Origin of the sequence: Hydrogenophaga sp., from assembly GCF_019635465.1 — a bacterium.
Classification (GTDB): domain Bacteria; phylum Pseudomonadota; class Gammaproteobacteria; order Burkholderiales; family Burkholderiaceae_C; genus Hydrogenophaga.
This window is the reverse complement of sequence record NZ_JAHBZK010000007.1, coordinates 45,428-70,261: the sequence shown is the minus strand read 5'-3', so window position 1 is coordinate 70,261 and position 24,834 is coordinate 45,428. Positions and strand designations below refer to the sequence as shown.

Sequence of the window (24,834 nt, the reverse complement as noted above, 5' to 3'; positions counted from 1 at the left end):
GGCGATGAACTGTGGTCAAATTGCGGGTTTGCTCAGGGCCGGAGCCCCGTCAGTGTAGCCCTGCGAAACCCTTACCCGCCCCCTTGGAGGGACTTTGAAGACCATCCAGAAATCCGCCAAGCTAGCCAACGTTTGTTATGACATCCGCGGCCCCATCATGGACGCGGCGCGTCAGATGGAAGAGGAGGGGCACAAGATCATTCGCCTCAACATCGGCAACCTGGCGGTGTTCGGTTTTGATTCGCCCGAGGAAATCCAGCAGGACATGATCCGCAACCTGCCGAATTCGGCGGGCTACTCGGACAGCAAAGGCATCTTCGCGGCGCGCAAGGCGGTGATGCATGAGACCCAGCGCCAGGGCATCAAAGGTGTCACCCTCGACGACATCTACCTGGGCAACGGGGCCAGTGAGCTGATCGTGATGGCAACCAACGCGCTGCTCAACGATGGCGACGAGCTGTTGCTGCCCGCACCAGACTATCCGCTGTGGACCGCCGCGGTGAGCCTCTCTGGCGGCACACCCGTGCACTACCTGTGCGATGAGTCCAAGGGGTGGTTGCCCGATGTCGAAGACATCCGGCGCAAGATCACGCCGGCCACCAAGGGCATCGTGGTGATCAACCCCAACAACCCCACGGGTGCGTTGTATCCGACGGAGTTGCTGCAGCAGTTGGTGGCCATTGCCCGAGAACACGACCTCGTGATCTTTGCCGACGAGGTCTACGACAAGGTGCTCTACGACGGCGTCAAACATGTGCCGATTGCCAGCCTGTCAGAGGATGTGCTCACGCTCACCTTCAATTCTTTGTCCAAGAGTTATCGTTCCTGTGGCTATCGCGCCGGTTGGCTCATCGTCACCGGCGACAAAAAACCCGCCAAGGATTACATCGAGGGCCTGAACATGCTCTCGAACATGCGCCTGTGTGCCAATGTGCCCGGCCAGTGGGCGATCCAGACGGCTCTCGGTGGTTACCAGAGCATCAATGAGCTGGTCAATGAGGGAGGGCGCTTGCGCCGCCAGCGCGATCTCGCCTACGAGTTGATCACGGCCATTCCGGGCGTCACCTGCGTCAAGCCGCAGGCAGCGCTCTACATGTTCCCTAGGCTGGACCCCAAGGTGTATCCGGTCGAGGACGATCAGCAGATGTTTCTGGAGTTGCTTCAAGAGACACGCGTGATGCTGGTGCAGGGCTCGGGCTTCAACTACCCCGACAACCAGCACTTCCGGATCGTCTTTCTGCCCCATGAGGACGACTTGCGAGAGGCCATTGGGCGTGTCGCCAGATTCCTTGAGCACTGGCGAAAGCGCCACGGCACCTGAGTACTTCGAACCTAGTCATTGACCATGAAACCCATTCAAGTTGGCCTGCTGGGCATCGGCACCGTGGGCAGCGGCACCTTCGAAGTGCTGCGTCGCAACCAGGAAGAAATTCGCCGCCGCGCGGGACGTGGCATCGAGATCACCATGGTGGCCGATCTCGACACTGCCCGGGCGAAGTCGATCGTGGGAGAAGGCGTGGCCGTGGTCGGCGATGCACGCGAGGTCATTGCCAACCCGGACATCGACATCGTCATCGAACTCATCGGTGGTTACGGTATTGCCAAGGCACTGGTGATGGCGGCCATCTCTGCTGGCAAACATGTGGTCACGGCCAACAAGGCTTTGCTCGCGGTGCACGGAACCGAGATCTTTGCTGCGGCTTCGCAGCGAGGCGTGATGGTGGCTTTCGAAGCGGCCGTGGCAGGTGGCATCCCCATCATCAAGGCCTTGCGCGAAGGGTTGACCGCCAACAGCATCCAGTGGATCGCCGGCATCATCAACGGCACGACGAACTTCATCCTCAGCGAGATGCGCGACAAGGGACATGACTTCGACGTCGTGCTCAAGGAGGCGCAGCGCCTGGGCTATGCCGAAGCCGACCCCACTTTCGACATCGAAGGTGTGGACGCGGCGCACAAGGCAACCCTCATGAGCGCGATCGCATTCGGCATTCCGGTGCAGTTCGACAAGGCCTACGTGGAAGGCATCACCAAGCTCTCGGCCACCGACATTCGCTATGCCGAACAACTCGGCTACCGCATCAAGCTGCTGGGTATCACCAAGCGTGCACCCAAGGGCATCGAACTGCGCGTGCACCCCAGCCTGGTGCCTGCCAAGCGGCTGATTGCCAACGTCGAGGGCGCCATGAACGCGGTGGTGGTGCAGGGTGACGCGGTCGGAACCACCCTGTACTACGGCAAGGGCGCCGGCAGCGAGCCCACAGCCAGCGCCGTGATTGCCGATCTGGTGGACGTGACGCGTCTGCACACCGCCGACCCGCATCACCGCGTGCCCCACCTGGCGTTCCAGCCGGATGCCATGAGCGACCTGCCGGTGTTGCCCATGAGCGAGGTGGTGACCAGCTATTACCTGCGCCTGCGTGTTGCGGACCAGGCCGGGGTTCTGGCCGAGGTTACGGGCCTGCTGGCCGGGCAGGGCATCAGCATTGATGCCGTGCTTCAGCGCGAGGCCGACGAAGTGGGAGGCGAAGGCGCCACCAGCACCGACCTGATCATCCTCACGCACGACACCCGGGAAGGCACGATGAGCGACGTGCTGGCGCAGCTGCAGGCCTTGCCCAGTGTGCTGGCGCCCATCGTGCGCATTCGCAAGGAAGAGCTCAACTGATGCGGTATCTGTCCACGCGCGGTCACCCGGATCGCAGGCGGTTCTGCGAGATCCTGCTTGAGGGGCTCGCACCCGACGGCGGCTTGTACCTGCCAGAGAGGTATCCGCAGCTCGACGGAAAGGCGTTGCAACGGCTGCGTGATACCTATGGCAACGGCCGGGCCGGTGGCTATGCGGCGCTGGCCTTCGAGGTTTTGTCGCTGTACATCGACGACATTCCTGCCGACGATCTGCGCTCGCTGTGCGAGCGCACCTACACCGAAGCTGTGTTCGGCACCGCGCCCATCGTGCCCCTCAAGCCACTCGGCGAGGGCCTTTTCCTGGAGGCTTTGTCCAACGGCCCCACGCTGGCCTTCAAGGACATGGCCATGCAGCTGCTGGGCAATCTGTTCGAGTACGAACTGGCGCGCCGTGGCGAGGAGCTCAACATCCTGGGGGCCACCAGTGGCGACACTGGCAGTGCGGCCGAACACGCCATGAAGGGCAAGCGCGGCGTTCGCGTGTTCATGCTCAGCCCGTACGGCCGCATGAGCCCCTTCCAGCAGGCGCAGATGTTCAGCCTGCAGGACCCGAACATCCACAACATCGCCATCGAAGGCGTCTTCGACGACTGCCAGGACATCGTGAAGGCGGTCAGCAACGACCTGGACTTCAAGCGCCGCTGGCGCATCGGCACCGTCAACTCGATCAACTGGGCGCGTCTGCTGGCACAGGTGGTCTATTACTTCGCGGGCTACTTCCAGGCCACGGCATCCAACGCCGAACGCGTGTCGTTCACCGTGCCGTCGGGCAACTTCGGCAACGTTTGTGCGGGCCATGTGGCGCGCATGATGGGTTTGCCCATTGCACACCTTGTTGTCGCCACCAACGAGAACGACGTGCTCGACGAGTTCTTTCGAACCGGCGTGTACCGCGTGCGCAGCAGCGCCGACACCCACGAGACTTCCAGCCCGTCCATGGACATTTCCAAGGCGAGCAACTTCGAGCGTTTTGTGTTCGATCTGGTGGGGCGCGACGGAGCGCGCTGCAAGTCGCTGTTCGCCGATGAGCTGGGGCGCCAGGGCCGGTTCGATCTGGGGCAGGACCCCGCCTTCGCCGACGCTGCCACCCGCTATGGTTTCGTCAGTGGCAAGAGCACGCACGCTGATCGCCTGGCCACCATCCGCGAAGTGTTCGATCGTCACGGCGTGATGATCGATACCCACACCGCCGATGGCGTCAAGGTGGCCTGGGCGCACCGCGATCCGACCGTCCCGATGGTGGTGCTCGAGACCGCGTTGCCCATCAAGTTCGCCGAGACCATTGTCGAAGCGCTGGGCCGAGAGCCAAGCCGTCCCGCCGCCTACGAGGGCATCGAATCGCTGCCCAAGCGGGTCACCGTCATGGCCGCCGATGCCGAGCGGGTCAAGGCGTTCATCGCCGGGCATTGCGCCTGAGGCGGGTCAGCGGGATGCACGTCGTCGGCTTTGCGGGCTTCTCAGGATCGGGCAAGACCACCCTCGTTGAGCAACTCATTCCCGCCTTGCGACTGCGCGGGTTTCGGGTGTCGGTCATCAAGCACGCGCACCACACTTTCGACATCGACCACCCCGGCAAGGACACCTGGCGCCACCGCGAGGCGGGCGCCGTCGAAATCCTGGCGGCGTCGCCGCGCCGGCTGGTGCAGATGCATGAATTCGACGCACCAGTGGAGCACGACGTGCACACCTTGCTCGGCCACCTGCGTGCCGACGTGGACTGGGTGCTGGTCGAAGGCTTCAAGCGCAGCAGCCTGCCCAAGATCGAGGTCTGGCGCGAAGCCAGTGGCCAGCCTGTGATCTACCCTGAGCAGGCCCAGGTGCTGGCCGTGGCCACCGATTCGCCGCAAGCGCTGCCGGTTGCGCCCGCACGCCCGGTGCTGGATTTGAATCTGCCCGATGACGTGGCGGGCTGGCTGGTCGACAATGCTACCCGATTCCACTACAGCCGACCCGACGAGACATGACCGCTCCGGTGCGCGCCCCGCTGATGGCGCTTGACGACGCCTTGCATGCGTTGCTTTCCCATGCCCTGCCGCTGACCGACACCGAATCGGTGGCGACCTTCGATGCCGTGGGCAGGGTGCTGGCCACCGACCTCGTGAGCGCATTGCAGGTGCCGCCCCGCGACAACTCCTCGATGGATGGGTACGCGGTGCGTGTGGCCGATCTGCCCGAGGCCGGCACCGTGCTGCCGGTGAGCCAGCGCATCCCGGCCGGGCACGCCGGTGAACCGCTGCGCCCGGGCACCTGTGCCCGCATCTTCACCGGCGCGCCCATGCCCGAGGGCGCCGACGCGGTGGTGATGCAGGAGGACACGCGCGAGGTGGGGGGCGATTTCCACGCCGTGCACATCGACGCCATTCCCCAGCCGGGCCAATGGGTGCGGCGTGCCGGCGAAGACGTCACCCGCGGGTCGGTCGTGCTGGCGCGCGGCGTACGTCTTGACGAAGCCGCGCTGGGCCTGGCGGCCAGCCTGGGTCTGGCGCACCTGACCGTGACGCGCCGGCCCCGCGTGGCCCTGTTCTCCACCGGCGACGAGCTGGTGATGCCCGGCGAGGTGCCGCCCGAGGCCATGCCGCCCGGCGCCATCTACAACTCCAACCGGTTTTTTCTGCGTGCCCTGCTGCAACGCTTTGGTTGCGAGGTGAGCGATCTGGGCATCGTGCCCGATCGCCGCGAGGCCACGCTGGCGGCCCTCAAGACCGCTGCCGATCACCACGACCTCATCCTCACCAGTGGTGGCGTGTCGGTCGGCGAAGAGGACCACATCAAACCCGCCGTGCAACAACTGGGTGAACTGGCCCTGTGGCAGATCGCCATGAAGCCGGGCAAACCGTTCGCCTATGGGCACGTTCGCCGAGACGCAGGTGCGGGCGCGGACGTAGCCGGGCGCTGCCATTTCATCGGCCTGCCCGGTAACCCGGTGTCCAGCTATGTGACCTTCCTCTTGCTGGTGCGGCCCTTCCTGCTGCAACTCCAGGGGGTGGCCGACCCCTCGGCGCTGCGCCTGCCCGCGGCCATGCGCTTGCGTGCCGACTTCGCGGTGCCGCGCGCCGACAAGCGTCGCGAGTTTTTGCGTGCCCGCCGCAACGCGCAGGGCGGCGTCGACCTGTTTCCCAACCAGAGTTCGGGGGTGCTGACCTCGGTGGCCTGGGCCGACGGCTTGGTCGACAACCCGGCCGGCACCACCATTGCGCCGGGTGATGTCGTGCACTTCATAGCCCTGGCGGACCTGCTCTCATGAACACCATCCAGTTGCGCTACTTCGCCTCGATTCGCGAGGCCATTGGCAACAGTGCCGAGCGCATCCACACCACGGCGCCCACGCTGGGCGCGCTGCGCGACGAGCTCATCGCCCGTGGTGGCGCCCATGCCGAGGCCCTCGCCCGTGGCCGGGCGGTGCGTGTGTCGCTCAACCAGACCATGGCCGAAGAATCGGCCGCGCTCACCGACGGCGCCGAGGTCGGGTTCTTTCCGCCGGTGACCGGGGGCTGAGCGATGACCGCGCGCGTGGCCATCCAGACCGCGGACTTCGACCTCAGCACCGAAGTGGCCTTGCTGCGCCTGCAGGACAAGGGCGTCGGCGCGGTCTGTACCTTCATCGGCACGGTGCGCGACCGCAACGACGGCCAGTCGGTCAGCGCCATGGAACTCGAGCACTACCCCGGCATGACCGAGAAGGCCATCGAGGCCATGATCGACGCCGCCTTCCAGCGCTTCGACATCCTGGGGGCCCGGGTCATCCACCGCGTGGGCCCTTTGCAGCCACTCGATCAGATCGTGCTGGTGGCCGTCAGCTCCGCTCACCGTGGCCAGGCCTTTCAGGCCTGTGAGTTTCTGATGGACTACCTCAAGACCCAGGCGCCGTTCTGGAAGAAAGAGCAAACACCCGAAGGCGCGCGTTGGGTCGACGCCCGCGTGAGCGACGACCAGGCGCTGCAGCGCTGGGGCATCCAGGCGGGCAACGCCTGAAGACCGCTGGCAGAGACGAGCATGGACGCCCGCGACGTCGACAGCCTGGAGCGCGCCACCGTGCAGGCGGTGTCGCCCGAGTTCGTCGATGACGGCGTGCCTGGCTGGTTGCTGCCCATGGACCACGGCACCGTCGGGCGCGCGCAGTGCGCGGTGCCGTTGCGCCACGACGCCCCCGATGTCGGTGCCATTGACGACATCCTTGCGCGCTACGCATCGCGCGGCTTCACACCGGCCTGGCGCCTGCCCGACCTGCCCAGCTTCGACGCCTTCTTCCAGGCCTTGAGCGAGCGGGGCTTTCGCCGGGCGCTGCCGACGCAGACCCAGGTCGGGGACATCGCCACCGTGCTGCACGCGATCCCCGAGGCGCTGGTGCCCGGGCGGGAACTGCATCTGGACGAGGCGCCCACCGCTGCCTGGATGACCATGTTCCTGGGCGAAGGGCTCGACCCCGTGGACGGCGCCAGCCGCTCCCGCGCACTGGCCCGTGCCCAGGGCACGCTGTTCGCCAGCCTTCTGGAGCATGGCGAAACACTGGCGTGTGGCGCGGCCAGCTACAGCCATGGCTGGCTGGGCGTGCACGGCATGCGCACCGCAGCCAGCCAGCGTGGCCGGGGCATGGCGGGTGCCGTGCTGAACGCCATGGCGCGGGAAGCCCGGCGCCGCGGCATCGAGCGGGTCTTCCTGCAGGTCACGGCACACAACACACCGGCCCTGGCGCTGTACCGGCGCGCCGGCTTTTCGCTCGCCTGGCCCTACGCCTACTGGCGACGTTGACCTCGGTCAATGCCGGCGTAGGGCCGGCGCCTTGAAATTGGCTCTGTCGGTGCCATGTGACCGGCAGTCCACTTTTTCAGCGAGCCCTTGCCATGCGTCTCGACAAACTCACCACCAAGTTCCAGGAAGCCCTCGGCGATGCCCAGAGTCTGGCCCTGGGCAACGACCACGCCTACATCGAACCCGTTCACCTGCTGCTGGCCATGCTGCGCCAGACCGATGGGCCCTCGTCCATCCTGCAGCGCGCCGGCGTCAACGTGCCGGGCCTGACCCAGGCCAGCGAGGCGGCGGTAAAGCGCCTGCCCCAGGTGCAAGGGCAGGAGCAGGTGCAGGTCGGGCAGGAGCTGGCCAGGCTGCTGCAGGCCAGCGAGAAAGAGGCCATCAAGCGCGGCGATGCCTACGTCGCCAGCGAGCTCTTCCTGCTCGCCGTGGCCGACGCCAAGGGCGAACTTGGCCGCATTGCCAACGAGAACGGGCTGTCGCGCAAGAGCCTGGAAGCCGCCATCAGCGCGGTGCGCGGCGGCGAAAGCGTGAACAACCCCGAAGCCGAAGGCCAGCGCGAGGCCCTCAAGAAGTACACGCTGGACCTCACCGAGCGCGCCCGTGCAGGCAAGCTCGACCCGGTGATTGGCCGCGACGACGAAATCCGCCGCGCCATTCAAGTGCTGCAGCGTCGCAGCAAGAACAACCCTGTGCTCATTGGCGAGCCGGGCGTGGGCAAGACCGCCATCGTCGAAGGCCTGGCCCAGCGCATCGTGGCTGGCGAGGTGCCCGACAGCCTCAAGGGCAAACGCGTGCTCAGCCTCGACATGGCGGCGTTGCTGGCGGGCGCCAAGTACCGCGGTGAATTCGAAGAGCGCTTGAAGAGCGTGCTCAACGAGCTGGCCAAGGACGAAGGCCAGACCATCGTCTTCATTGACGAGTTGCACACCATGGTGGGTGCCGGCAAGGCCGAAGGCGCCATGGACGCCGGCAACATGCTCAAGCCGGCGCTGGCGCGTGGCGAGTTGCACTGCGTGGGCGCCACCACGCTGGACGAATACCGCAAGTACATCGAGAAGGACGCCGCGCTGGAGCGCCGCTTCCAGAAAATTCTGGTGGACGAGCCCACGGTCGAGGCCACCATCGCCATCCTGCGCGGCCTGCAGGAGAAGTACGAAGTCCACCATGGCGTGGAAATCACCGACCCGGCCATCGTGGCCGCGGCCGAACTCAGCCACCGCTATATCACCGACCGATTCCTGCCCGACAAGGCGATCGACCTGATCGACGAAGCGGCGGCCAAGATCAAGATCGAGATCGACTCCAAACCCGAGGTCATGGACCGGCTCGACCGGCGCCTGATCCAGTTGCAGATCGAGCGCGAAGCCATCAAGAAGGAAACCGACGAGGCCTCGCAAAAGCGCCTGAGCCTCATCGACGACGAGATCGCCAAGCTCAAGCGCGAGCTGGCCGACCTCGAAGAGATCTGGAAGTCGGAGAAGGCGCAGGCCCAGGGCTCGGCCCAGGTCAAGGAAGCCATCGACAAGCTGCGTCACCAGATCGAAGAACACACCCGCAAGGGCGACTTCAACAAGGTGGCCGAGCTGCAATACGGCAAGCTGCCCGAGCTGGAAAAGCAGCTCAAGGACGCCCAGGCCGCCGAGACCGGCAAGAAGGAAGGCGGGCGCCCGCAACTGTTGCGCACCCAGGTCGGCGCGGAAGAGATTGCCGAGGTGGTGGCGCGCGCCACGGGCATCCCGGTGAGCAAGCTCATGCAGGGCGAGCGTGACAAGTTGTTGCAAATGGAGGACCGCCTGCACCAGCGCGTGGTGGGCCAGGACGAAGCGATCAGCGCGGTGGCCAACGCCATCCGCCGCTCGCGCTCGGGCCTGTCCGACCCCAACCGCCCGACCGGCTCCTTCCTGTTCCTGGGCCCGACCGGCGTGGGCAAGACCGAGCTGTGCAAGGCGCTGGCCGGTTTCCTGTTCGACAGCGAGGACCACCTGGTGCGCATCGACATGAGCGAGTTCATGGAGAAGCACTCGGTCGCGCGCCTGATCGGTGCGCCCCCGGGCTACGTGGGCTACGAAGAGGGCGGCTACCTCACCGAAGCGGTGCGTCGCAAGCCCTATTCGGTGCTGCTGCTCGACGAGGTTGAGAAGGCCCACCCGGACGTCTTCAACGTCTTGTTGCAGGTGCTCGACGACGGGCGTCTCACCGATGGCCAGGGGCGCACGGTGGACTTCAAGAACACGGTGATCGTGATGACGAGCAACATCGGCTCGCACATGATCCAGTCCATGGTCGGTCAGCCCTACGACGAGGTCAAAGAGGCGGTGTGGGGCGAGCTCAAGACCTACTTCCGCCCCGAGTTCCTCAACCGCATCGACGAGACCGTCGTGTTCCACGCGCTCGACGCGAAGAACATCGAAGCCATTGCCGCCATTCAACTGCAAGCCTTGCAGGCCCGGCTGCAGAAGATGGATCTCAAGCTCGAGGTCTCTCCCGCCGCGCTGGGTGAGTTGGCCAAGGTGGGCTTCGACCCCGTGTTCGGCGCGCGCCCGCTCAAGCGCGCGATCCAGCAGCGCATCGAGAACCCGCTGTCCAAGTTGTTGCTGGAAGGGCGTTATCCGCCCAAGTCGGCCATTCCGGTCGGCGTCGATCCGGTGCGCCAGCCAGGCGTGTTCGAGTTCGGCGAAGCCTTGCCGATGGCTTGACGGGTGCGGCCGGCCCGGCGTGGCTTAGGCCAGGTCGTCTTCCGGCTCGGTCAGGGCCAGGGCCTGGGTGTCTTGCAGATAGCCCAGGTCCGCCAGGCGGGCGGCCAGCTCACTGATGTCTTCGTCGAGCAGGCGCGAGAGCTCGCGCAGGGTGCGCCGGCCATTGGCCAGCAGGAGCAGGGTGTGGGCCTTGCGGTCCAGCGCGTCTGGCTTGGCGAGGTTCTGCCAGGCCTGAGACGTACGGGTGTAAAGCGGTGTCTCCATGGCGATCTGTAACGGTGCGCCAGCGGCGTGACGTGCACATGAATAGCCCTGGCGCACTGTGTGCATTCAAGAATCGCGCCAGCCGTCTGCGCCCCGTCAATGACCGACTGGAACCTCAAACGTGGAGGTCGTCCGGAAATCGGCCGATGAGCATATCGATCACGCAGCTCAAGGCTATAACCGTGATCCGCGTCACGTGTTGCCATTCAGTTGAGGACCATGCCGGTCAATTCGCCCCTGCTCGAGCAGTGCTTCGATGAAGCCGTTCGCCATGCCGCCCCCAGTCTGGGGCGCTGCATCGATCTGGCCGTCAGTTCGATGCAGCAGGAAGAAAAGGACGAGCGCGACGTCGCCGCGCGCGACCGTTGCGCGCGCGCGTGGTACGCGCTGCTCAAGCACCGCCAGACCTGGGGTGCGGCCTTCACCCAGAAGCTCAAGGTGGCCTTGCAGAACGGGTACGAAGAAGGTGGTACATCGTCGATGGGTCTGCTGTCGAACTCGCAGCTGCTCGCCCTGGTCGACGAAAGCGCAGTTAACGAATCGATCGAGTCGGCGCGCATCCTGCAAAACCTGCTGCCCGAGGTGGAGCAGGCGCTCGCGGTGCTCGATGCCCGCATGAGCTCGCTGATCGGCCTGCATTCGGTGCACGCCGAGAAGAACCCCCTGCGCCCCTCGATCTACGTGCGTGTGTTGCGCGAGCTCATGACCGCGTCAGAGGGCGACCCCGAGATCCGCACGCTGTGGATGCGCCACGTGGCGGTGCCACTGGGACGCGAGCTGCGCACGCTGTACGAGCAGCTCGCGCTGATGCTGCAGAAGGCCAACGTGCAGGAAGCCAGCTACCGCGTGCGCCTGGTGGCCGACCCGCAAGCCAGCAAGCCGGCGGGGCACCCCAAACGCGATCTGCTCGACTTCGAATTCACGCCCGGCGGTCAGGCCGTGCAACCCGACCGCACCAATGCCAACGCCGACACCATGTGGCTGCCGCCCATGGCCGACCTGGCGCGCGCCGAGCCCATGCTCGATCACGACGTGATGCAGCAGTTCCTGGAGCAGGGTGGCAGCGAGTTCGACAAGCCGCTCGACCAAAACTACTTCCAAGCGCTCGACCGGGCGCGGGCCGAGTTGCAGGCGCTGGCGTCCATTCCGGTGCTCGACGAGGTGGTGCTTGAAGAAGAGCGCACGCGTTTTCGTGAGTTGCCGGCGGTGGATCGCCCGGTGCGCCACGTCAGCATTGCCTCGCAGCTCAGTGGTCAGACCTGGGGCGAGATGGCCACCGCCACCGAGCGCTCGCGGGTGCTGCTCGACCTCAAGTCGCAAGCCAGGTCGGTAGCCCAGGCCGTTGGCCTGGACGTGGTTCGCAAGCTGGTCAACCAGGTCGCGCGCGACCCGTTGCTGCTGGCGCCGGTGCGTGAAGCGGTGGTGGCGCTCGAGCCTGCCCTGCTGCAGCAGGCGATGACCCAGCCGCGCTACTTCAACGAAGACGCGCACCCGGCGCGGCGTCTCGTCGAAAGCGTGGCGCAGCGCAGCTTCCGCTACAACGACGAATTCAGCGAAGAGTTCGAGTCCTTCTTCGGTCCGGTGCGCGAGGCGTTTCGCACGCTCAACGAGCGCGCGGCCAAGGACCCCAAGGCCTTTGGTGAGGTCCTCGACAAATTGCGTGGCGACTGGCGCTCGAGGGACGAGCGCGAAGAGAGCGTTCAGAACGATCGCCTGCACGCCTTGCGCCATGCCGAGGAGCGCCAGGCCAAGGCCGACCAGATCGCCTGGGACCTGAGCCAGCGCCCCGACATCGAGAACGCGCCTGCCTTCATCCTCGACTTCATCTACGGCAGCTGGGCCCTGGTGCTGGCCTCCGCCGAGATGGGGCTGCCCAAATCGCAAGATCGGCTCAATGCCTACCGCAAGGCGGTGTCCGATCTGCTCTGGAGCATTCGCAAGGAAGTGACCTTGCGCCGGCCCGCTGAGCTCTTTCGCATCGTGCCCGGCCTGGTCAAGACCTTGCGCCAGGGCCTGGAAGAGCTGGGCAAGTCCGAAGACGAAACCCGCGGTTTCTTTGACCAGTTGCTGCGCCTGCACGAGCCGGTGCTGGGCCTGCGCCGCGCCAAGGTGCGCAGCGATTCCGGCCACTCCGACCCGATTCCGCTCGAAGGCGATGCGACCGCACTCATCGTGCTCGAGGAGCTCACCCCGGCCACGCCCGAGCAGCGCGTGCCCAAGGCGGCTGCACAGCCCTGGATCGGCCAGCGTGAACTGGCCGACGCCGGTTTCGAGGACACCATCGCGACCGACTTCGGCGGTCTGCACGGTGTCGACCTCGACTCGTCCACCGGTTCGCTGGACGAGCAGAGCGCCTTCGACGCCGAACAGATGCTGTTCTCGCTCAAGGAAGGCGCCTGGGTCGACCTGTACTCGCACGGCGAATGGCTGCGCGCGCAACTGACCTGGGCCAGCAACCGGGGCACGTTGTTCATGTTCACCAGCCGCGGCGGGCGCGCGCACTCGATGACCAAGCGTGTGTGCATCCGGCTCATCCGCAACCGCTGGCTGCGCCCGGTCGAGGCCCGCCCGGTGGTGCAGACCGCGCTCGATGCCGTGCTCACGGCCGGTCCGCCGCCGGTGCTCGAACCCGTCAGCATGCACTGAGCGCGCACGGCGCGCAGGCGGACCATCGCGCGCGGTGTCGCCCAGCGGCCAGCGCGGGCATCGCCGGCTGGCTACCATCTCGCCCATGACCACCGCCACCCTGGGCAGCCTGCCGCCTGCCAACCCGGTTCCCTTGCGGCAAGACGCCACCGTCATCGGCCTCGTCGGCCTGGCCCACGGCACCTCCCACTTCTCTCATCTGCTGCTCGCGCCCTTGTTCCCGGTCTTCATCCGGGAGTTCGGTATCGGCTTTGCCGACGTCGGGTTGTTGATGGCGGTGTTCTTCGTTATCTCCGGCATCGGCCAGGCGCTCTCGGGCTTTCTGGTCGACCGCGTGGGTGCGCGCCCGGTGCTGTTTTCGGCCATTGGCTGCTTCCTGGCGGCCTCCCTCGTGGCTTCGCAGGCCAGCGGCTACTGGGGCCTGGTGGCCGTGGCGGTGCTTGCGGGCATCGGCAATGCACCGTTTCACCCCTGTGATTTCACGATCCTGAACCAGCGCGTGTCGGCGCCCCGGCTCGGCCACGCCTTCAGCGCGCATGGGCTCACGGGCAACCTGGGCTGGGCGCTGGCGCCTGCCTTTCTGGTGGGCATCACGGCCATGAGCAACTGGCGCACCGCCTACCTGTCGGCGGCCATCATGTACGCGGGGGTGTTGGCGCTGCTTTGGTGGCAGCGCGACAAGCTGCAGACGGAAGTGGTGGTTCGCAGTCCTCAGCGCGCGGGTGATGCGACCGCGTCCAACGATCTCGACTTCCTCAAGCTGCCCGTGGTGTGGTGGTGTTTCACCTTCTTCCTGCTCTCGACCATGACACTGGCGGTGGTGCAGAGCTTTGCGCCTTCGATCCTGCAAGCCATGTACGGCACGTCGATGGAGGCAGCCACCTTCACCATCAGCGCCTACATGCTGTGCGCGGCGGCCGGCATGTTCACCGGCGGCTTCGTGGCCGTCTACGGGCACAAGCACCAGGTGTCCAGCGACACCGTGGTGGCCTGGGCCATGGGCCTGGGCGCTTTGTTGATGGCCGTGTGTGCCACCGGCTGGTTTGGCGAGCAGGGCACCATGGTCGTGCTGGCGGCCACCGGCTTTGCCATTGGCGTGGCCGGCCCCAGCCGCGATCTGCTTATCAAGCGCGCCACCCCCAAGGGCGCCACCGGCCGGGTGTACGGCACGGTCTACTCCGGTCTGGATGTGGGTTTCGCCATCTCGCCGCTGTTGTTTGGCATCTTCATGGACCACGGGTGGTACGCCGCGACGCTGTCGGGGGCCGCGCTCACGCTGGCCTTGTCGGTGGTCGCCGCGCTCGGCGTGGGCAAACGCACCGGGGTGGCCGCATGAGCGCCGCGCGTCTGGGTGGCCACCTGCTGGTGGAATGCCTCATCGAACAGGGTGTGACGCACGCGTTTGGCGTGCCGGGTGAAAGCTACCTGGCGGTGCTCGACGGCCTGCACGCGCACGCCGACCGCATCCGCTTCGTGACCTGCCGCCAGGAGGGCGGGGCGGCCTTCATGGCCGAAGCGCACGGCAAACTGACCGGGCGGCCCGGCGTGTGCTTCGTGACGCGCGGGCCCGGTGCCACCAACGCCTCGATTGGTGTGCACACGGCGTTTCAGGACAGCACGCCCATGGTGCTGTTCGTGGGCGATGTGGCCAGCGATGCCCGCGACCGCGAGGCCTTTCAGGAGGTGGATTTCGCCGCCTTCTTCGGCCCGTCCACCAAGGGCATGGCCAAGCGCGTGGAGCGCATCGACGATGCGCGCCGCATTCCCGAGTACGTGGCGCGCGCCTTTGCCACCGCCATGAACGGTCGGCCTGGCCCGGTGGTGCTGGTGCTGCCCGAAGACATGCTTACCCACGAGGTGGACGCTGCGCCATTGCCCCGCGTGGACGCCGTGCAGGCCTGGAGCGACCCGGGCTCGCTGCGCGAACTGCGCACCCTGCTGCTGGCGGCCGAGCGCCCCCTGGTGATTGCCGGCGGCGGCGGCTGGACGCCGCAGAGCGCGGCCGCGCTGCAGCGCTTTGCCGAGAACTGGCAACTGCCGGTGGCCAATGCTTTTCGCTTCCAGGACACCTTCGACAACCACCACGCGCAATACGCCGGCGACGTGGGCCTGGGCATCAACCCGGCCCTGGCCAAGCGGGTGCGCGAGAGCGATCTGCTGATCGCGCTCGGCCCACGTCTGGGCGAAAGCACCACCGGCGGCTACACGCTCATCGAAGCGCCCCTGCCGCGCCAGAAGCTGGTGCACATCCACGCCAGCGCCGAAGAGCTGGGCCGCGTGTACCAGCCCACGCTGGCCATCCAGGCCAGCATGAACGCCGCGGCCCGCAGCCTGGAGGTGCTGACAGCACCTCCGACGCTGCCTTGGGGCCAGTGGACCGCCGGCTGCCACGCCGACTACCTGGCCAACATCGACCCGGCCAACGGAGGCGTGACGCTGCCCGGCCCGATCGATATGCCGGCCATCATCGCCACGCTGCAGCGCCTGTTGCCCGACGACGCGGTGCTCACCAACGGCGCCGGCAACTTCGCCAGCTGGCTGCATCGCTTCTACCGCTACCCGGGGCTGGCACGCGGCTTCAAGACCCAGCTGGCGCCCACCAACGGCGCCATGGGCTACGGCGTGCCGGCGGGCATTGGCGCTGCCATCGCCACCGGCCGCACCGCCTTCACCATTGCGGGCGACGGCGACTTCCTCATGAACGGGCAGGAGCTGGCCACGGCGGTGCAGCACGGCGCGCGCAGCATCGTGCTGCTGCTCGACAACGGCAGCTACGGCACCATCCGCATGCACCAGGAGCGCGAGTACCCCGCGCGTGTGAGCGGCTCGGCCCTCTCCAACCCCGACTTCTGCGCCCTGGCGCGCGCCTATGGTTACGCCGCCGAGCGTGTGCAGGCCACGGCGGAATTCGAGCCCGCCCTGCAACGCGCGCTGGCCCACGACGGCGGCACCGTCATCGTGGTGCCGCTCGACGCCGAGGTCATCACCACCCGCGGCACCCTGAGCGCCATTCGCGAGGCGGCACTCAAGCGGCGTTGAGCGTTGAGCGGCCAGGCGCGCGATGCCCTCCCGCCCAACGCCGTTGGTGAATAGATCACAAACTGCGCGTCATCACGACACATCGCGTCGCCGCTCAGAGGTGAACACTTCTGTCTCAACAGGAGGTTCACCATGTTGCAGGTTTCAGACAAGGTTTGGTCCAGTGGTCAGTTGGTACACGACGACGTGTCCGGCTTGAGCGAGGCGCATCTGCTGCGCGTGTTCGACGAGATCGACTACGGTCTGCTGCTGCTGGACGCGCAAGGTCGCATCCTGCACGCCAACCACCTGGCGCGCCACGAACTCGCCCAGCGCCGCCTGCTGCGCGCTTGCAGCGGCAGCCTCATGGGCAACACCCCCGAGCACAGCGAGCGCATCCAGCAAGCGCTGGACGCTGCGGTGCGCGGTCAGCGCCGGCTGGTGCTCATGCGCGAGGCCGAGCGCGACCTGTCGATGGCCTTCACCCCGCTGTCGCACCCGCTTGAAGACGACAAGCCCACCGTGCTGGTGGTGCTCTCGCGCCAGAACGTCTGCGACAACCTGGCCGTGCGCATGTTCGCCCGCGCGCTCAGCCTGAGCCCGACCGAAGAGGTGGTGCTGCTGGCGCTGTGCCGCGGCCTGGACATCAACGAGATCGCGCAGGAAAACGGCGTGGCCGTGTCCACCGTGCGCAGCCAGATCAAGACCCTGCGCGAAAAAGCCGGCGCTTCCAGCATCCGCCGTCTGCTGCAGCGGATCAACAGCCTGCCGCCCGTGGTGCCCGCCTTGCGCATCGTCACACCGGTCACGCAGAATTCGGGGTCCTACAACCACCCCTGATCTGCCCGGATGCCCCCAGCCAGCGCTTCCAACCTCGATTCGTACGACACCCAACACATTGAAGCGCTGGCGGCGCAGGGCGTGCACCGCCATTACCGACGTGGCGCCCTGTTGATTCAGGAGGGCGATACGGGCGACACGCTGTTCATCGTGCTCAAGGGCCGGCTTCGCGCCTTCGTGGCCGACGCCAGCGGCAAGGAGCTCACCCTGGGCCTGTACGGTCCGCTGGAATACGTGGGCGAAATGTCGCTCGACGGTGGCCCGCGCTCGGCCAACGTCGAAGCGGTCGACAACACCACCTGCTCGGTGGTCACCCGCCACGGTCTGCTCAGCTACATCGCCGAACACCCCGAGTTCGCGCTCGAACTCATGGCGCGGCTGATCCGCCGTGCCCGGCTGGCCACCGAAAGCGCGCGCAGTGTGGCCTTGATTGATGTTTATGGGCGTCTGGTCAAGCTGCTCACCGAATGGGCACACGAGCCCAACGAGCAGGGCGAGCGTCCGCTGCGTGAGCGCATCACCCACCAGCAGATCGCCCAGCACCTGGCGTGCTCGCGCGAGATGGTGAGCCGCCTGCTCAAGGACCTGGAGACTGGCGGCTTCATCGCCGTGCGCGAGCGCTGGATCTGGTTGATCAAGCCGTTGCCGGCACGCTGGTGAGCCGCGGCGCTATTCGAGCGCGTTGAGGCGGCGCCGCGCCTCCTGCGGGGCGGACGAACTGGTGCCGGCCAGTCGGGCGCTGCTGGCGCTCAAGGTGCCGGTGCTGCGCACACCCCACAAGGCGGGGTTGTCGTCGCTGGGCGCAAGCGTCTCGGGCACCAGTTTCACCCCCGGGCGCTGCGGCCGGGTGGGGTCGGGGTCCGGTCGCTGAGGCGAGTAGCGCGCAAACCGGGCCAGGGCTTGTGGCCCGTCGTCCGTCGCCCGCGTACCGCCCACACTCACCGTGGCCTGCCCGGTGGACAGGCTGTTGAAGGTGCCGCTGCGGCGGATCGGCGTTGGGTTGCTGGCGTGATCCACCCAGCCGTTGAGGTTACCCAGCGTGTCGTAGCTGCGGTCCTCAAAGAACGACTGCTTGGCGCCGGTGTTGACGCCCAGTGCCACGTCGTCGCGCTCCACGTAGGCGTCGAAGGTCACAGGCTGGGTGCCGTGGTTGTGCAGGCTGACGGTCCAGCGGCCAAACGGCGCCAGTGCGTGCCCGGCCTCGCGGTGAAAGCTCGGCTCCAGCGCGATCAGGGCACAGGTGCCGAGGCTGCCGAGTGCGCTCGTGTGCGGGTAGATGGCGCTCCAGCGAGGACGCCCGTCGCCACCCACCCACATGCCCGAAGCGCCCGGCGCCAGCGTCACCGCCTGATCGGGGCGATCGGGCGGCGAGATGCCGATGTTTACCTGCTGCGCGTTGGCCGGCAGCCAGATCTCCAGAAAACTCTGTGTCTGATCGTCGGGCAGGGTGGTCCAGTGCAGGTCGAGCGAGGTTCGCCGCGCCAGCGTGGCGTTGGCGTGGGTGCGGCTCTGGTAGGCATTGCCGGCCGGCACGGTGATCTGCAGTCTCCCGCCCAGCACCTGCACCAGCTCGTCCATGGCGGCTTCGAGCAGCGAGGTGCCGTCGTGCGGCCCGGCCAGCGTGCCCCAGCTGATGTTGGTCACGATGGCGGCGTCATCGGTGCAGCGCGAAACGATGTAGTGCAGGCCGTCGAGCACGCTCACGTTCATCGCACCGCCCGAGGTGTCGAGCACATTGGCCCAGTCGAGCTGCACCGCCACGATGGGGCAGCGGCTGGCGAAGTCGTTGCGCGCCGCATCGAGCAGGCCGCCGGGCGCGGTGGCCAGGCCAGTGACGTGGGTGCCGTGGTTGACCGGGTGCGACAGGTCGGGCAGCTGCAGGTGGCGGTACAGCGCCTCTTCGTTCAAGTGGCCACGCTGGGTGAAGCGGGCGATGTCGCGGTCGATCTGCGTGGCGTGCAGCTCGTGGCCGTAGCCCATGTCGTGCGGCATGGGGCCGGCGCGATGAGGGTCGAGCGGCACGCGGGCGTCGTTGATCGGGCCGGGCCAGACGCCACCGTAGAAGTTGTCCTGGCGCCAGAAGCGCAGGATGCGCGTGCGACCGCGACCGTCGCGAAACGCCGCGTTGGCCAGCGCAAGGCCACCGTCGATGACGCCCAGCACCGGGCCGTGCAGGCGGTCGCGCACCGGGCGCGGTTGCTTGTGCGGGTGGCAGAAGTGCGCCAGGGCGCGGGCATGGTGTTCCACCGGCAGGCCCAGTTCAAAGCGCTCGATGAGCGCGCGCACCGGGTGGTGGCGGCGCCAGGCCTTGAAGAAGTCGCGCGAGACGCGCGCGGTGCAGTGGCGCAGGCCCGGGGTCAGGAGATAGACCGTGGGCACCTGCAACCACTGCGTCGAGCTGGCGTCCACCAGCTGGCGCACATCGGCGCCCTCGCGCAGGCCGATGACGATGGGCAGCCAGTGGGGTTGATCGCGTCGACCAGGGGCGTGATAGCCCACGAAGCCATCGGCCTCGGCCCAGGCGAGGTAGGGGTCCATGCCATCGATGGCACCCGGCGCGGACCAGTCGATGCCGGTGAAACGGCCCTTGGGCAGCGGCCGCCAGCTCATCAGAACACCTCCGTGCTGCGCACTGCGGAACGATGAGCCTTGGGAGCGGCCCGGCGGCTCATGGCCACTCCTTGACGGCTTCGTTCCACAACCACGCCAGCAGCGGCGCTTCGGGCACGGTGCGGCCCTGGCGCGCCCGCGTGTAGGGGTGGCCGCTCGCGTGGTCCATGCTGTCTTCGAGCGAGAAGTCCTTGGGGCCGCCGTCCGGTTCACGGAACAGCTCGGCGTGAAAGCCGCGTTCGTGCACCTTGCCGCCGGTGGCGCGCGCCACGATGTACTCGGCCAGCGCCGTGCCCAGCAATCGGCCGCAGGCGCTGTCGATGGGGTAGTGCACACCGGCGACAGTGCGGTTGACGGCAATGCGCGCGGCCTGGCGTTGCAGCTGCTCGCGGCTGGCGGCGCCGTTGCCAGGGTGGCGCCCACGTGCCGGTGCGGCGGCGTCGAGCAGCTTCTCAAGCAAGGTGGCGATGAGGAAGGCCTCGGTGGCGTGGCCACTGGGCCAGGAGCCATGGCCCGGCGTCGGGATCATGGCCTGGATCTGCGGCGAGAACTCGTCGGCGCGTGTGATCGAGAAGATGAACTTGAAACGCTGCGTGAAGCTGGCGGTGAAGGCATAGGCCAGCTCGATGAGCTCCAGCGTCTTTTTGTGACGGTGCGTCGTCATGCCGATCACCGACGACCAGAACGCCACCGGATAGCCCATCTGGTCGACGATTTCGACGGCGCGGTCGGCGCGCAGGTTGGCATACGCGGCCACCAGGGGCAGTTGCTCCTTGATGAGGCGCTCGTCCGGGCCTTCGAGCATGACCAGGGTGTCGCTGCGGCCCCGGCGATCAAAGTGCAACTCGGCCCGGCGCCGGCGCGCATTGGTGTCGACACGCAGACCTTCCTGCAGCTCGTTGCCGATGGCCAGCAGGCGCGGTGTCGGCGCCCAGCGCTTGAGGTTGGCAGGGTCGTTGACTTGCGGCCACTTCACTTGAAGAACCGGGCCATCAAAGGGGCCAACGATGGCGGCGCGATTGGTGATCAGCGCGTCGGCCGATGCGACGGCGCCGCTGACGCCGCCACTCACCCCGCCGCTGACACCCCCACTCACCCCTCCGCTGACGCCACCGCTGACGCCACCGCTGACGCCACCGCTCACACCTCCGCTCATGATTGACCTCTCTGTTCTTCGGGCTCTCAGGAATCGGGCATGCCAAGAGCCGAAAAGGCATGCACGGCGCGCTTGCGCATCGGGCTGTCGCCCCCGGTCGATCGGTATTTCGCGATCGTGAGATCGGGCTGCACCTGTCGCAACATGTCGAAACTGCCCCGCGCGCCGGTGAGGTCGCCGGACTCGAACTGTGCGATCAGCACGGCGCGGATGGTGGGCGCGTGAAAGCGGTTTTTTTTCATCGATGCCTGGCCCAGCCGGATCGCGTCGCTCAAACGGTGCGTAGCGAGGTAGCAGTTGGCGAGCATCATTTCGAAGTAGTACTTCTGCGGATCCAGCGGCGACAGTCGCAGAGCCGTTTCGGCTTCGGCGACCGAATCGTCGGGCACCCCCCAGAGCGTTGACCACACGCTCAAGTAGAGCCACGCCATTGCATCGTTGGGGTTGATCTCGGTCGACTGAACGAGTAACTGCCTGGACAGATCCACATCGGCACCCAGGTGGCACAGCGCATGTCCCTTGATCGCCATGGCCAGCGAGCTGCTGGGCTCCAGATCGAGCGCGCGATCCGCCACGCCGATCGCTTCGCGGAACTCCCTGGACGGATCGGCCGCCAAGCCCTGCACCACCTGCATGATGTGCCACTTCGCCAGCCAGGCCCACGGTGTGGCCACGCGCTTGTGGCGGTCGACCACCGCCTCCAGCAGTTCGTGGCTGCGCTTGAGGTCGCGCGGCGTGGATCGGTGCATCAGCGTGATGCCGCCTAGCATCAGCGCATTGCTCTCCAGCTGCGGCACCGGCTGCACCAGGGTGCGCTGCACCAGGTGGTGCAGCACCGCGCTGGCGGTGGCTTCGCTCAGGCGGGTGATGAGTTCGCTCTCGGCCTGCAGCAGGTCCAGCGTGTCGCCTGACAGCCGATCGGCCCAGACGACTTCGTTGCGTCGGTTGTCGCTGAGCTCGGCGGTGATGACCACCTTGTCGCCAAAGCTCACGTAGCTGCCGCTGAGCGTGTAGGACGCTTCCAGTCGCTGGCCGATTTCGGCCGGCGTCGAGCCACGACCGCGAAAGGCGCTGGTGGACAGGCGCGAGATCACGCGCAGGTCCTGACTGCGCGAGAGCTGGGTGATCACGCCGTCGGCGATCAGCTCGCCAATGACGAAATGCTCCTGCGCATGCGTACGTGTCTCGAACGGCACCACCGCCACGCCGGGTCGGAAATCGCTCGCCGATTCGGCCGGCGTGGGCAGTCGAACCACCGGGGTGTGTTCATTGACCGGCGTCACCGACCAGGTGCGCACCGGCTCGGGCCAGTGCTTGAGGTAGCTCTCGCCGCGGTCCTGCACGTCGGCGTCCACGCCGATCACCAGCGCGTCGTAGACGCTGGCGGTGACGACCGTCTCACCCGGCGCGGCCAGATCGGCCACGCGCGCGGCCAGGTTAACGCCGTGCCCGTAGACGTCCACGTCGTCCACATACAGCTGCGTGGCGTTGATGCCGGCGCGCAGGTACATCTGCTCGGCGGCGGGCAACTGTCGGTTGGCGGCGTCGAAATGGCGGTGCAGGGCCAGCGCTGCGCGCACCGCTTGCGATGGGTGCTCGAATTCGGCCAGCAGGCCATCGCCCAGACTCTTGACCAGGCGGCCACCCCGTTCGGGCAACACCTCACTGGTGGCGAATTGAACGAAGCTGCGCCAGTGACTCACCACTTGCGCTTCGTTGGCGGCCATCAATCGCACCGACTCGACCAGATCGATCACCAGAACGGTTTTGTGCCGCAATGGCGGCAACGAGTTGCCCGACGCTTCAATGGCGTCGGTGGGCGGTGGCGTGGTCGAGGGACGCGTGTTCATCGGGGTGCGTGACAGGGCGACGCAGTTTCGCACAGTTGGTCACGTGATCAGGTCGCGCGCGGCGATGGACGAGCAGAAACGACAAAGCCGACGGAACGTCGGCTTTGTCGGGAGCAAACGCACCTTGGCGGTGCGTTCGGCGCATCACTTCAGATGGTCGTTGACCAGCTTGGTCATTTCGAACATCGAAGCCTGGGCCTTCTTGAAGATTTCCTTCAGTTTGGCGTCGGCGTTGATCATGCGCTTGTTGACTGCGTCCTGCAGCTTGTTCTTCTTGATGTAGTCCCAGACCTTCTTGGTGACTTCGGTGCGCGGCAGCGGGCTGCTGCCCACGATGGCGGCCAGGGCGGCGCTGGGGGTCAGCGCTTTCATGAAGGCCGCGTTGGGGGTGCGCTTCTTGGCGGGCGCTTTTTTGGCGGCGACCTTCTTGGCCGGAGCCGCCTTCTTCGCCGGCGCGGCCTTCTTGGCCGGTGCCGCTTTCTTCGCCGGGGCGGCCTTCTTCGCCACGACTTTCTTGGCCGGAGCCGCCTTCTTGGCGGGGGCCTTTTTCGCCGGCGCTTTTTTCGCGGCGGCCTTTTTCGCAGTTGCCATGTTGAATTTCCTTCTAGAAGTTGACGTGAACGCCTGCGGAAAACGCGCTTTCACACAAGCGTGTAGATGCTAATGGAGTTGTCACAGGCTTCCAATAAGGTGCTTCGCTTTTCTCGCGTCGCTGTCATTGCAAATCGGGCGTTTGTAGAGGGGAAAACAACACTTTGCGCGCAAGCGAATGCGCGCCAATGCCAATGCGTGCAGGTTTGTCTCCACAATGCCGCGCAAATCAACCTGGCTGGAGCTTCGAGATGACGGCAGATTCCCCCGCAACCTGTGACCTGTGCGACGCCCACAAGGGCGACACCAGCGGCGCGTTTCGCGTGCTGCCACCGGTGTGGCGCCAGTTCGGTGCGCGGCGCCGTTTTGCCGGTCCGGTGAGCACGGTGAAGTGCTTCGAGGACAACACCCAGGTGAAAGCTGCGGTGGAATCGCCGGGCGAGGGTCGGGTGCTGGTGGTGGACGGCGGCGGCTCTTTGCGCCGTGCGCTGCTGGGCGGCAACCTGGGCGCGGCGGCGGCGCGCAACGGTTGGGCCGGCGTGGTGATCGATGGCTGCGTGCGCGACGTCGCCGAACTGATCGAGAGCGACGTCGGCATCTGCGCGCTGGCACCGGTGCCTTTGCCCACCGAGCGGCGCGACGAAGGTCAGCGCGACGTGCCGGTGCTGATTCAGGGTGTGCCGGTGCGCCCGGGCGACTGGCTGTACGCGGACGACGACGGCATCGTGGTGAGCGCCTCGCCGCTCTGACGGGGCAGGCGCCCGGTGCGGCTCAGCGCAGGCCGCGCCAGAGCATGTAGGCCGCGAGCATGTACAGGATGCAGGCGAACACGCGCTTGAGCAGCTTGACCGGCAAAGCGTGCGCGGCTTTCACGCCCACGGGCGCCATCAGCACGCTGACGCTGGCGATCACCACGAGTGCTGGCAGGTAGATGTAGCCGATGGCGCCGTCCGGCAGGTTCTGCGCCGATTGCCCCGAGATGACATAGCCCACGGCGTTGGCCAGCGCGATCGGAAAGCCCAGCGCGGCGCTGGTGGCGACCGCGTTGTGGATGGGCACGTTGCACCAGGTCATGAAGGGCACCGACACAAAGCCACCGCCCGCGCCCACCAGCCCCGACAGAAACCCGATGACACCACCTGCGCCGAACTGGCCCGCCGTGCCCGGCAGCGTGCGCGTGGCCGTGGGCTTTTTGTCGAGCAGCATCTGCGTGGCCGAGAAGCCAACGAAGGCCGCGAAGAACAAGGCCAGCCAGGCGCCCTTGAGCAGCGCGAACACCCCCAGACTGGCTACGGCCGCGCCGGTGACGATGCCGGGGGCCAGGCGTTTGACGATGTCCCAGCGCACGGCGCCGCGCTTGTGGTGGGCGCGCACGCTGGAGATGCTGGTGAAGATGATGGTGGCCATCGAAGTGGCGATGGCCATCTTCACGGCGAGGTCGCCAGCGACGCCCCGGTTGGACAGGATGAAGGTGATGAAGGGCACCATCAGCATGCCGCCGCCAATGCCGAGCAGGCCAGCAAGGAAACCGGTACCCAGGCCGAGCAATGCCAGCTCGGCGATCAACAGGGGTTCGAGGGACATGAATTAGGTGTCTGCAAGTGGGCGCCGGGCCGAAAGCCTGAACCGGGGTTCAGGTGGGCGAGGGCAACGCGGCTTCGGGTTCGTCTGACGCGAGACGCTCGCACCAGCCGCGCAATGTACCAAGCCCGGGCTCGATGAG

21 protein-coding genes are annotated in these 24,834 nt (G+C 66.7%); 15 read left to right on the top strand and 6 right to left on the bottom strand.

Annotated elements, in window-relative coordinates; genetic code table 11:
- The first annotated feature begins 94 nt into the window (after positions 1 to 94).
- The 9 genes from KF871_RS07965 to clpB all read left to right on the top strand — a co-directional run bounded on the left by KF871_RS07965 (position 95) and on the right by clpB (position 10,136).
- Complete coding sequence (locus KF871_RS07965) at positions 95 to 1,321, top strand: pyridoxal phosphate-dependent aminotransferase (RefSeq protein WP_291140396.1); 1,227 nt, start codon at positions 95 to 97, stop codon at positions 1,319 to 1,321.
- A 24-nt stretch (positions 1,322 to 1,345) separates the two neighbouring features.
- A complete protein-coding gene (locus KF871_RS07960; protein ID WP_291140394.1) occupies positions 1,346 to 2,668 on the top strand; it encodes a homoserine dehydrogenase in 1,323 nt (440 codons plus the stop codon).
- Positions 2,668 to 4,104: a threonine synthase gene (gene thrC, locus KF871_RS07955; RefSeq protein ID WP_291140392.1), complete on the top strand. Its 1,437-nt coding sequence runs from the start codon at positions 2,668 to 2,670 to the stop codon at positions 4,102 to 4,104. Before KF871_RS07960 ends, thrC begins: the two co-directional genes overlap by 1 nt.
- A gap of 14 nt (positions 4,105 to 4,118) precedes the next feature.
- On the top strand, positions 4,119 to 4,652 hold the full coding sequence (gene mobB / locus KF871_RS07950) for a molybdopterin-guanine dinucleotide biosynthesis protein B (protein WP_291140390.1): 534 nt from the start codon (positions 4,119 to 4,121) through the stop codon (positions 4,650 to 4,652).
- Positions 4,649 to 5,932 carry a gephyrin-like molybdotransferase Glp gene (gene glp, locus KF871_RS07945; protein WP_291140388.1) on the top strand — a complete coding sequence of 428 codons (1,284 nt, stop codon included), beginning with the start codon at positions 4,649 to 4,651 and terminating at the stop codon, positions 5,930 to 5,932. Before mobB ends, glp begins: the two co-directional genes overlap by 4 nt.
- Entirely contained in the window at positions 5,929 to 6,183 is a 255-nt protein-coding gene (locus tag KF871_RS07940) for a MoaD/ThiS family protein (protein WP_291140386.1), read from the top strand. The genes glp and KF871_RS07940 overlap by 4 nt, the downstream gene beginning before the upstream one ends.
- 3 nt (positions 6,184 to 6,186) lie before the next feature.
- Positions 6,187 to 6,660 carry a molybdopterin synthase catalytic subunit MoaE gene (gene moaE / locus KF871_RS07935; protein ID WP_291140384.1) on the top strand — a complete coding sequence of 158 codons (474 nt, stop codon included), beginning with the start codon at positions 6,187 to 6,189 and terminating at the stop codon, positions 6,658 to 6,660.
- A 21-nt stretch (positions 6,661 to 6,681) separates the two neighbouring features.
- On the top strand, positions 6,682 to 7,437 hold the full coding sequence (locus tag KF871_RS07930; RefSeq protein WP_291140382.1) for a GNAT family N-acetyltransferase: 756 nt from the start codon (positions 6,682 to 6,684) through the stop codon (positions 7,435 to 7,437).
- Between the two features lie 92 nt (positions 7,438 to 7,529).
- Entirely contained in the window at positions 7,530 to 10,136 is a 2,607-nt protein-coding gene (clpB, locus tag KF871_RS07925; RefSeq protein WP_291140380.1) for an ATP-dependent chaperone ClpB, read from the top strand.
- 24 nt (positions 10,137 to 10,160) lie between these two features.
- Here the strand turns inward: clpB and KF871_RS07920 are convergent, their stop codons facing one another.
- Positions 10,161 to 10,400: a hypothetical protein gene (locus tag KF871_RS07920; protein WP_291140378.1), complete on the bottom strand. Its 240-nt coding sequence runs from the start codon at positions 10,398 to 10,400 to the stop codon at positions 10,161 to 10,163.
- A gap of 219 nt (positions 10,401 to 10,619) precedes the next feature.
- Between KF871_RS07920 and KF871_RS07915 the strand changes: the two genes are divergently transcribed.
- The 5 genes from KF871_RS07915 to KF871_RS07895 all read left to right on the top strand — a co-directional run bounded on the left by KF871_RS07915 (position 10,620) and on the right by KF871_RS07895 (position 17,564).
- On the top strand, positions 10,620 to 13,046 hold the full coding sequence (locus tag KF871_RS07915; protein ID WP_291140376.1) for a DUF1631 family protein: 2,427 nt from the start codon (positions 10,620 to 10,622) through the stop codon (positions 13,044 to 13,046).
- Positions 13,047 to 13,131: 85 nt separating this feature from the next.
- Entirely contained in the window at positions 13,132 to 14,382 is a 1,251-nt protein-coding gene (locus tag KF871_RS07910) for an MFS transporter (protein ID WP_291140374.1), read from the top strand.
- On the top strand, positions 14,379 to 16,085 hold the full coding sequence (locus tag KF871_RS07905; RefSeq protein ID WP_291140372.1) for a thiamine pyrophosphate-binding protein: 1,707 nt from the start codon (positions 14,379 to 14,381) through the stop codon (positions 16,083 to 16,085). Before KF871_RS07910 ends, KF871_RS07905 begins: the two co-directional genes overlap by 4 nt.
- Positions 16,086 to 16,217: 132 nt before the next feature.
- Positions 16,218 to 16,904, top strand: a complete 687-nt coding sequence (locus tag KF871_RS07900; RefSeq protein WP_291140371.1) for a LuxR C-terminal-related transcriptional regulator — start codon at positions 16,218 to 16,220, stop codon at positions 16,902 to 16,904.
- Positions 16,905 to 16,913: 9 nt separating this feature from the next.
- Positions 16,914 to 17,564 (top strand): Crp/Fnr family transcriptional regulator, encoded by a 651-nt coding sequence (locus tag KF871_RS07895; protein WP_291140370.1) that lies wholly within the window; start codon positions 16,914 to 16,916, stop codon positions 17,562 to 17,564.
- A 9-nt stretch (positions 17,565 to 17,573) separates the two neighbouring features.
- Here the strand turns inward: KF871_RS07895 and KF871_RS07890 are convergent, their stop codons facing one another.
- The 4 genes from KF871_RS07890 to KF871_RS07875 all read right to left on the bottom strand — a co-directional run bounded on the left by KF871_RS07890 (position 17,574) and on the right by KF871_RS07875 (position 23,111).
- Positions 17,574 to 19,514: a hypothetical protein gene (locus KF871_RS07890; RefSeq protein ID WP_291140368.1), complete on the bottom strand. Its 1,941-nt coding sequence runs from the start codon at positions 19,512 to 19,514 to the stop codon at positions 17,574 to 17,576.
- 58 nt (positions 19,515 to 19,572) lie between these two features.
- Positions 19,573 to 20,670 (bottom strand): phosphatase PAP2 family protein, encoded by a 1,098-nt coding sequence (locus tag KF871_RS07885; protein WP_291140366.1) that lies wholly within the window; start codon positions 20,668 to 20,670, stop codon positions 19,573 to 19,575.
- 26 nt (positions 20,671 to 20,696) lie between these two features.
- The gene (locus tag KF871_RS07880; protein ID WP_291140364.1) at positions 20,697 to 22,520 is read right to left on the bottom strand and encodes an adenylate/guanylate cyclase domain-containing protein; all 1,824 of its coding nucleotides are present in this window, start codon (positions 22,518 to 22,520) and stop codon (positions 20,697 to 20,699) included.
- 144 nt (positions 22,521 to 22,664) lie between these two features.
- Positions 22,665 to 23,111 carry an SWIB/MDM2 domain-containing protein gene (locus KF871_RS07875; protein ID WP_291140362.1) on the bottom strand — a complete coding sequence of 149 codons (447 nt, stop codon included), beginning with the start codon at positions 23,109 to 23,111 and terminating at the stop codon, positions 22,665 to 22,667.
- Between the two features lie 251 nt (positions 23,112 to 23,362).
- On the opposite strand from KF871_RS07875, the gene rraA reads away from it, so the two are divergent.
- The gene (rraA, locus tag KF871_RS07870) at positions 23,363 to 23,860 is read left to right on the top strand and encodes a ribonuclease E activity regulator RraA (protein WP_291140360.1); all 498 of its coding nucleotides are present in this window, start codon (positions 23,363 to 23,365) and stop codon (positions 23,858 to 23,860) included.
- 22 nt (positions 23,861 to 23,882) lie between these two features.
- Here the strand turns inward: rraA and KF871_RS07865 are convergent, their stop codons facing one another.
- A complete protein-coding gene (locus KF871_RS07865) occupies positions 23,883 to 24,695 on the bottom strand; it encodes a sulfite exporter TauE/SafE family protein (RefSeq protein WP_291140358.1) in 813 nt (270 codons plus the stop codon).
- Positions 24,696 to 24,834: the final 139 nt, after the last annotated feature.

What these genes read in the sequence shown, in the direction of transcription:
- KF871_RS07940 (WP_291140386.1), top strand. Translation starts at nt 5,929, where the DNA reads ATGAACACCATCCAGTTGCGCTACTTCGCCTCGATTCGCGAGGCCATT.
- KF871_RS07900 (WP_291140371.1), top strand. Translation starts at nt 16,218, where the DNA reads ATGTTGCAGGTTTCAGACAAGGTTTGGTCCAGTGGTCAGTTGGTACAC.
- KF871_RS07890 (WP_291140368.1), bottom strand. Translation starts at nt 19,514, where the DNA reads ATGAGCTGGCGGCCGCTGCCCAAGGGCCGTTTCACCGGCATCGACTGG.
- KF871_RS07905 (WP_291140372.1), top strand. Translation starts at nt 14,379, where the DNA reads ATGAGCGCCGCGCGTCTGGGTGGCCACCTGCTGGTGGAATGCCTCATC.
- mobB (WP_291140390.1), top strand. Translation starts at nt 4,119, where the DNA reads ATGCACGTCGTCGGCTTTGCGGGCTTCTCAGGATCGGGCAAGACCACC.
- KF871_RS07865 (WP_291140358.1), bottom strand. Translation starts at nt 24,695, where the DNA reads ATGTCCCTCGAACCCCTGTTGATCGCCGAGCTGGCATTGCTCGGCCTG.
- KF871_RS07880 (WP_291140364.1), bottom strand. Translation starts at nt 22,520, where the DNA reads ATGAACACGCGTCCCTCGACCACGCCACCGCCCACCGACGCCATTGAA.
- KF871_RS07910 (WP_291140374.1), top strand. Translation starts at nt 13,132, where the DNA reads ATGACCACCGCCACCCTGGGCAGCCTGCCGCCTGCCAACCCGGTTCCC.
- clpB (WP_291140380.1), top strand. Translation starts at nt 7,530, where the DNA reads ATGCGTCTCGACAAACTCACCACCAAGTTCCAGGAAGCCCTCGGCGAT.
- moaE (WP_291140384.1), top strand. Translation starts at nt 6,187, where the DNA reads ATGACCGCGCGCGTGGCCATCCAGACCGCGGACTTCGACCTCAGCACC.
- KF871_RS07960 (WP_291140394.1), top strand. Translation starts at nt 1,346, where the DNA reads ATGAAACCCATTCAAGTTGGCCTGCTGGGCATCGGCACCGTGGGCAGC.
- glp (WP_291140388.1), top strand. Translation starts at nt 4,649, where the DNA reads ATGACCGCTCCGGTGCGCGCCCCGCTGATGGCGCTTGACGACGCCTTG.
- KF871_RS07920 (WP_291140378.1), bottom strand. Translation starts at nt 10,400, where the DNA reads ATGGAGACACCGCTTTACACCCGTACGTCTCAGGCCTGGCAGAACCTC.
- KF871_RS07915 (WP_291140376.1), top strand. Translation starts at nt 10,620, where the DNA reads ATGCCGGTCAATTCGCCCCTGCTCGAGCAGTGCTTCGATGAAGCCGTT.
- KF871_RS07875 (WP_291140362.1), bottom strand. Translation starts at nt 23,111, where the DNA reads ATGGCAACTGCGAAAAAGGCCGCCGCGAAAAAAGCGCCGGCGAAAAAG.
- thrC (WP_291140392.1), top strand. Translation starts at nt 2,668, where the DNA reads ATGCGGTATCTGTCCACGCGCGGTCACCCGGATCGCAGGCGGTTCTGC.
- rraA (WP_291140360.1), top strand. Translation starts at nt 23,363, where the DNA reads ATGACGGCAGATTCCCCCGCAACCTGTGACCTGTGCGACGCCCACAAG.
- KF871_RS07930 (WP_291140382.1), top strand. Translation starts at nt 6,682, where the DNA reads ATGGACGCCCGCGACGTCGACAGCCTGGAGCGCGCCACCGTGCAGGCG.
- KF871_RS07895 (WP_291140370.1), top strand. Translation starts at nt 16,914, where the DNA reads ATGCCCCCAGCCAGCGCTTCCAACCTCGATTCGTACGACACCCAACAC.
- KF871_RS07885 (WP_291140366.1), bottom strand. Translation starts at nt 20,670, where the DNA reads ATGAGCGGAGGTGTGAGCGGTGGCGTCAGCGGTGGCGTCAGCGGTGGC.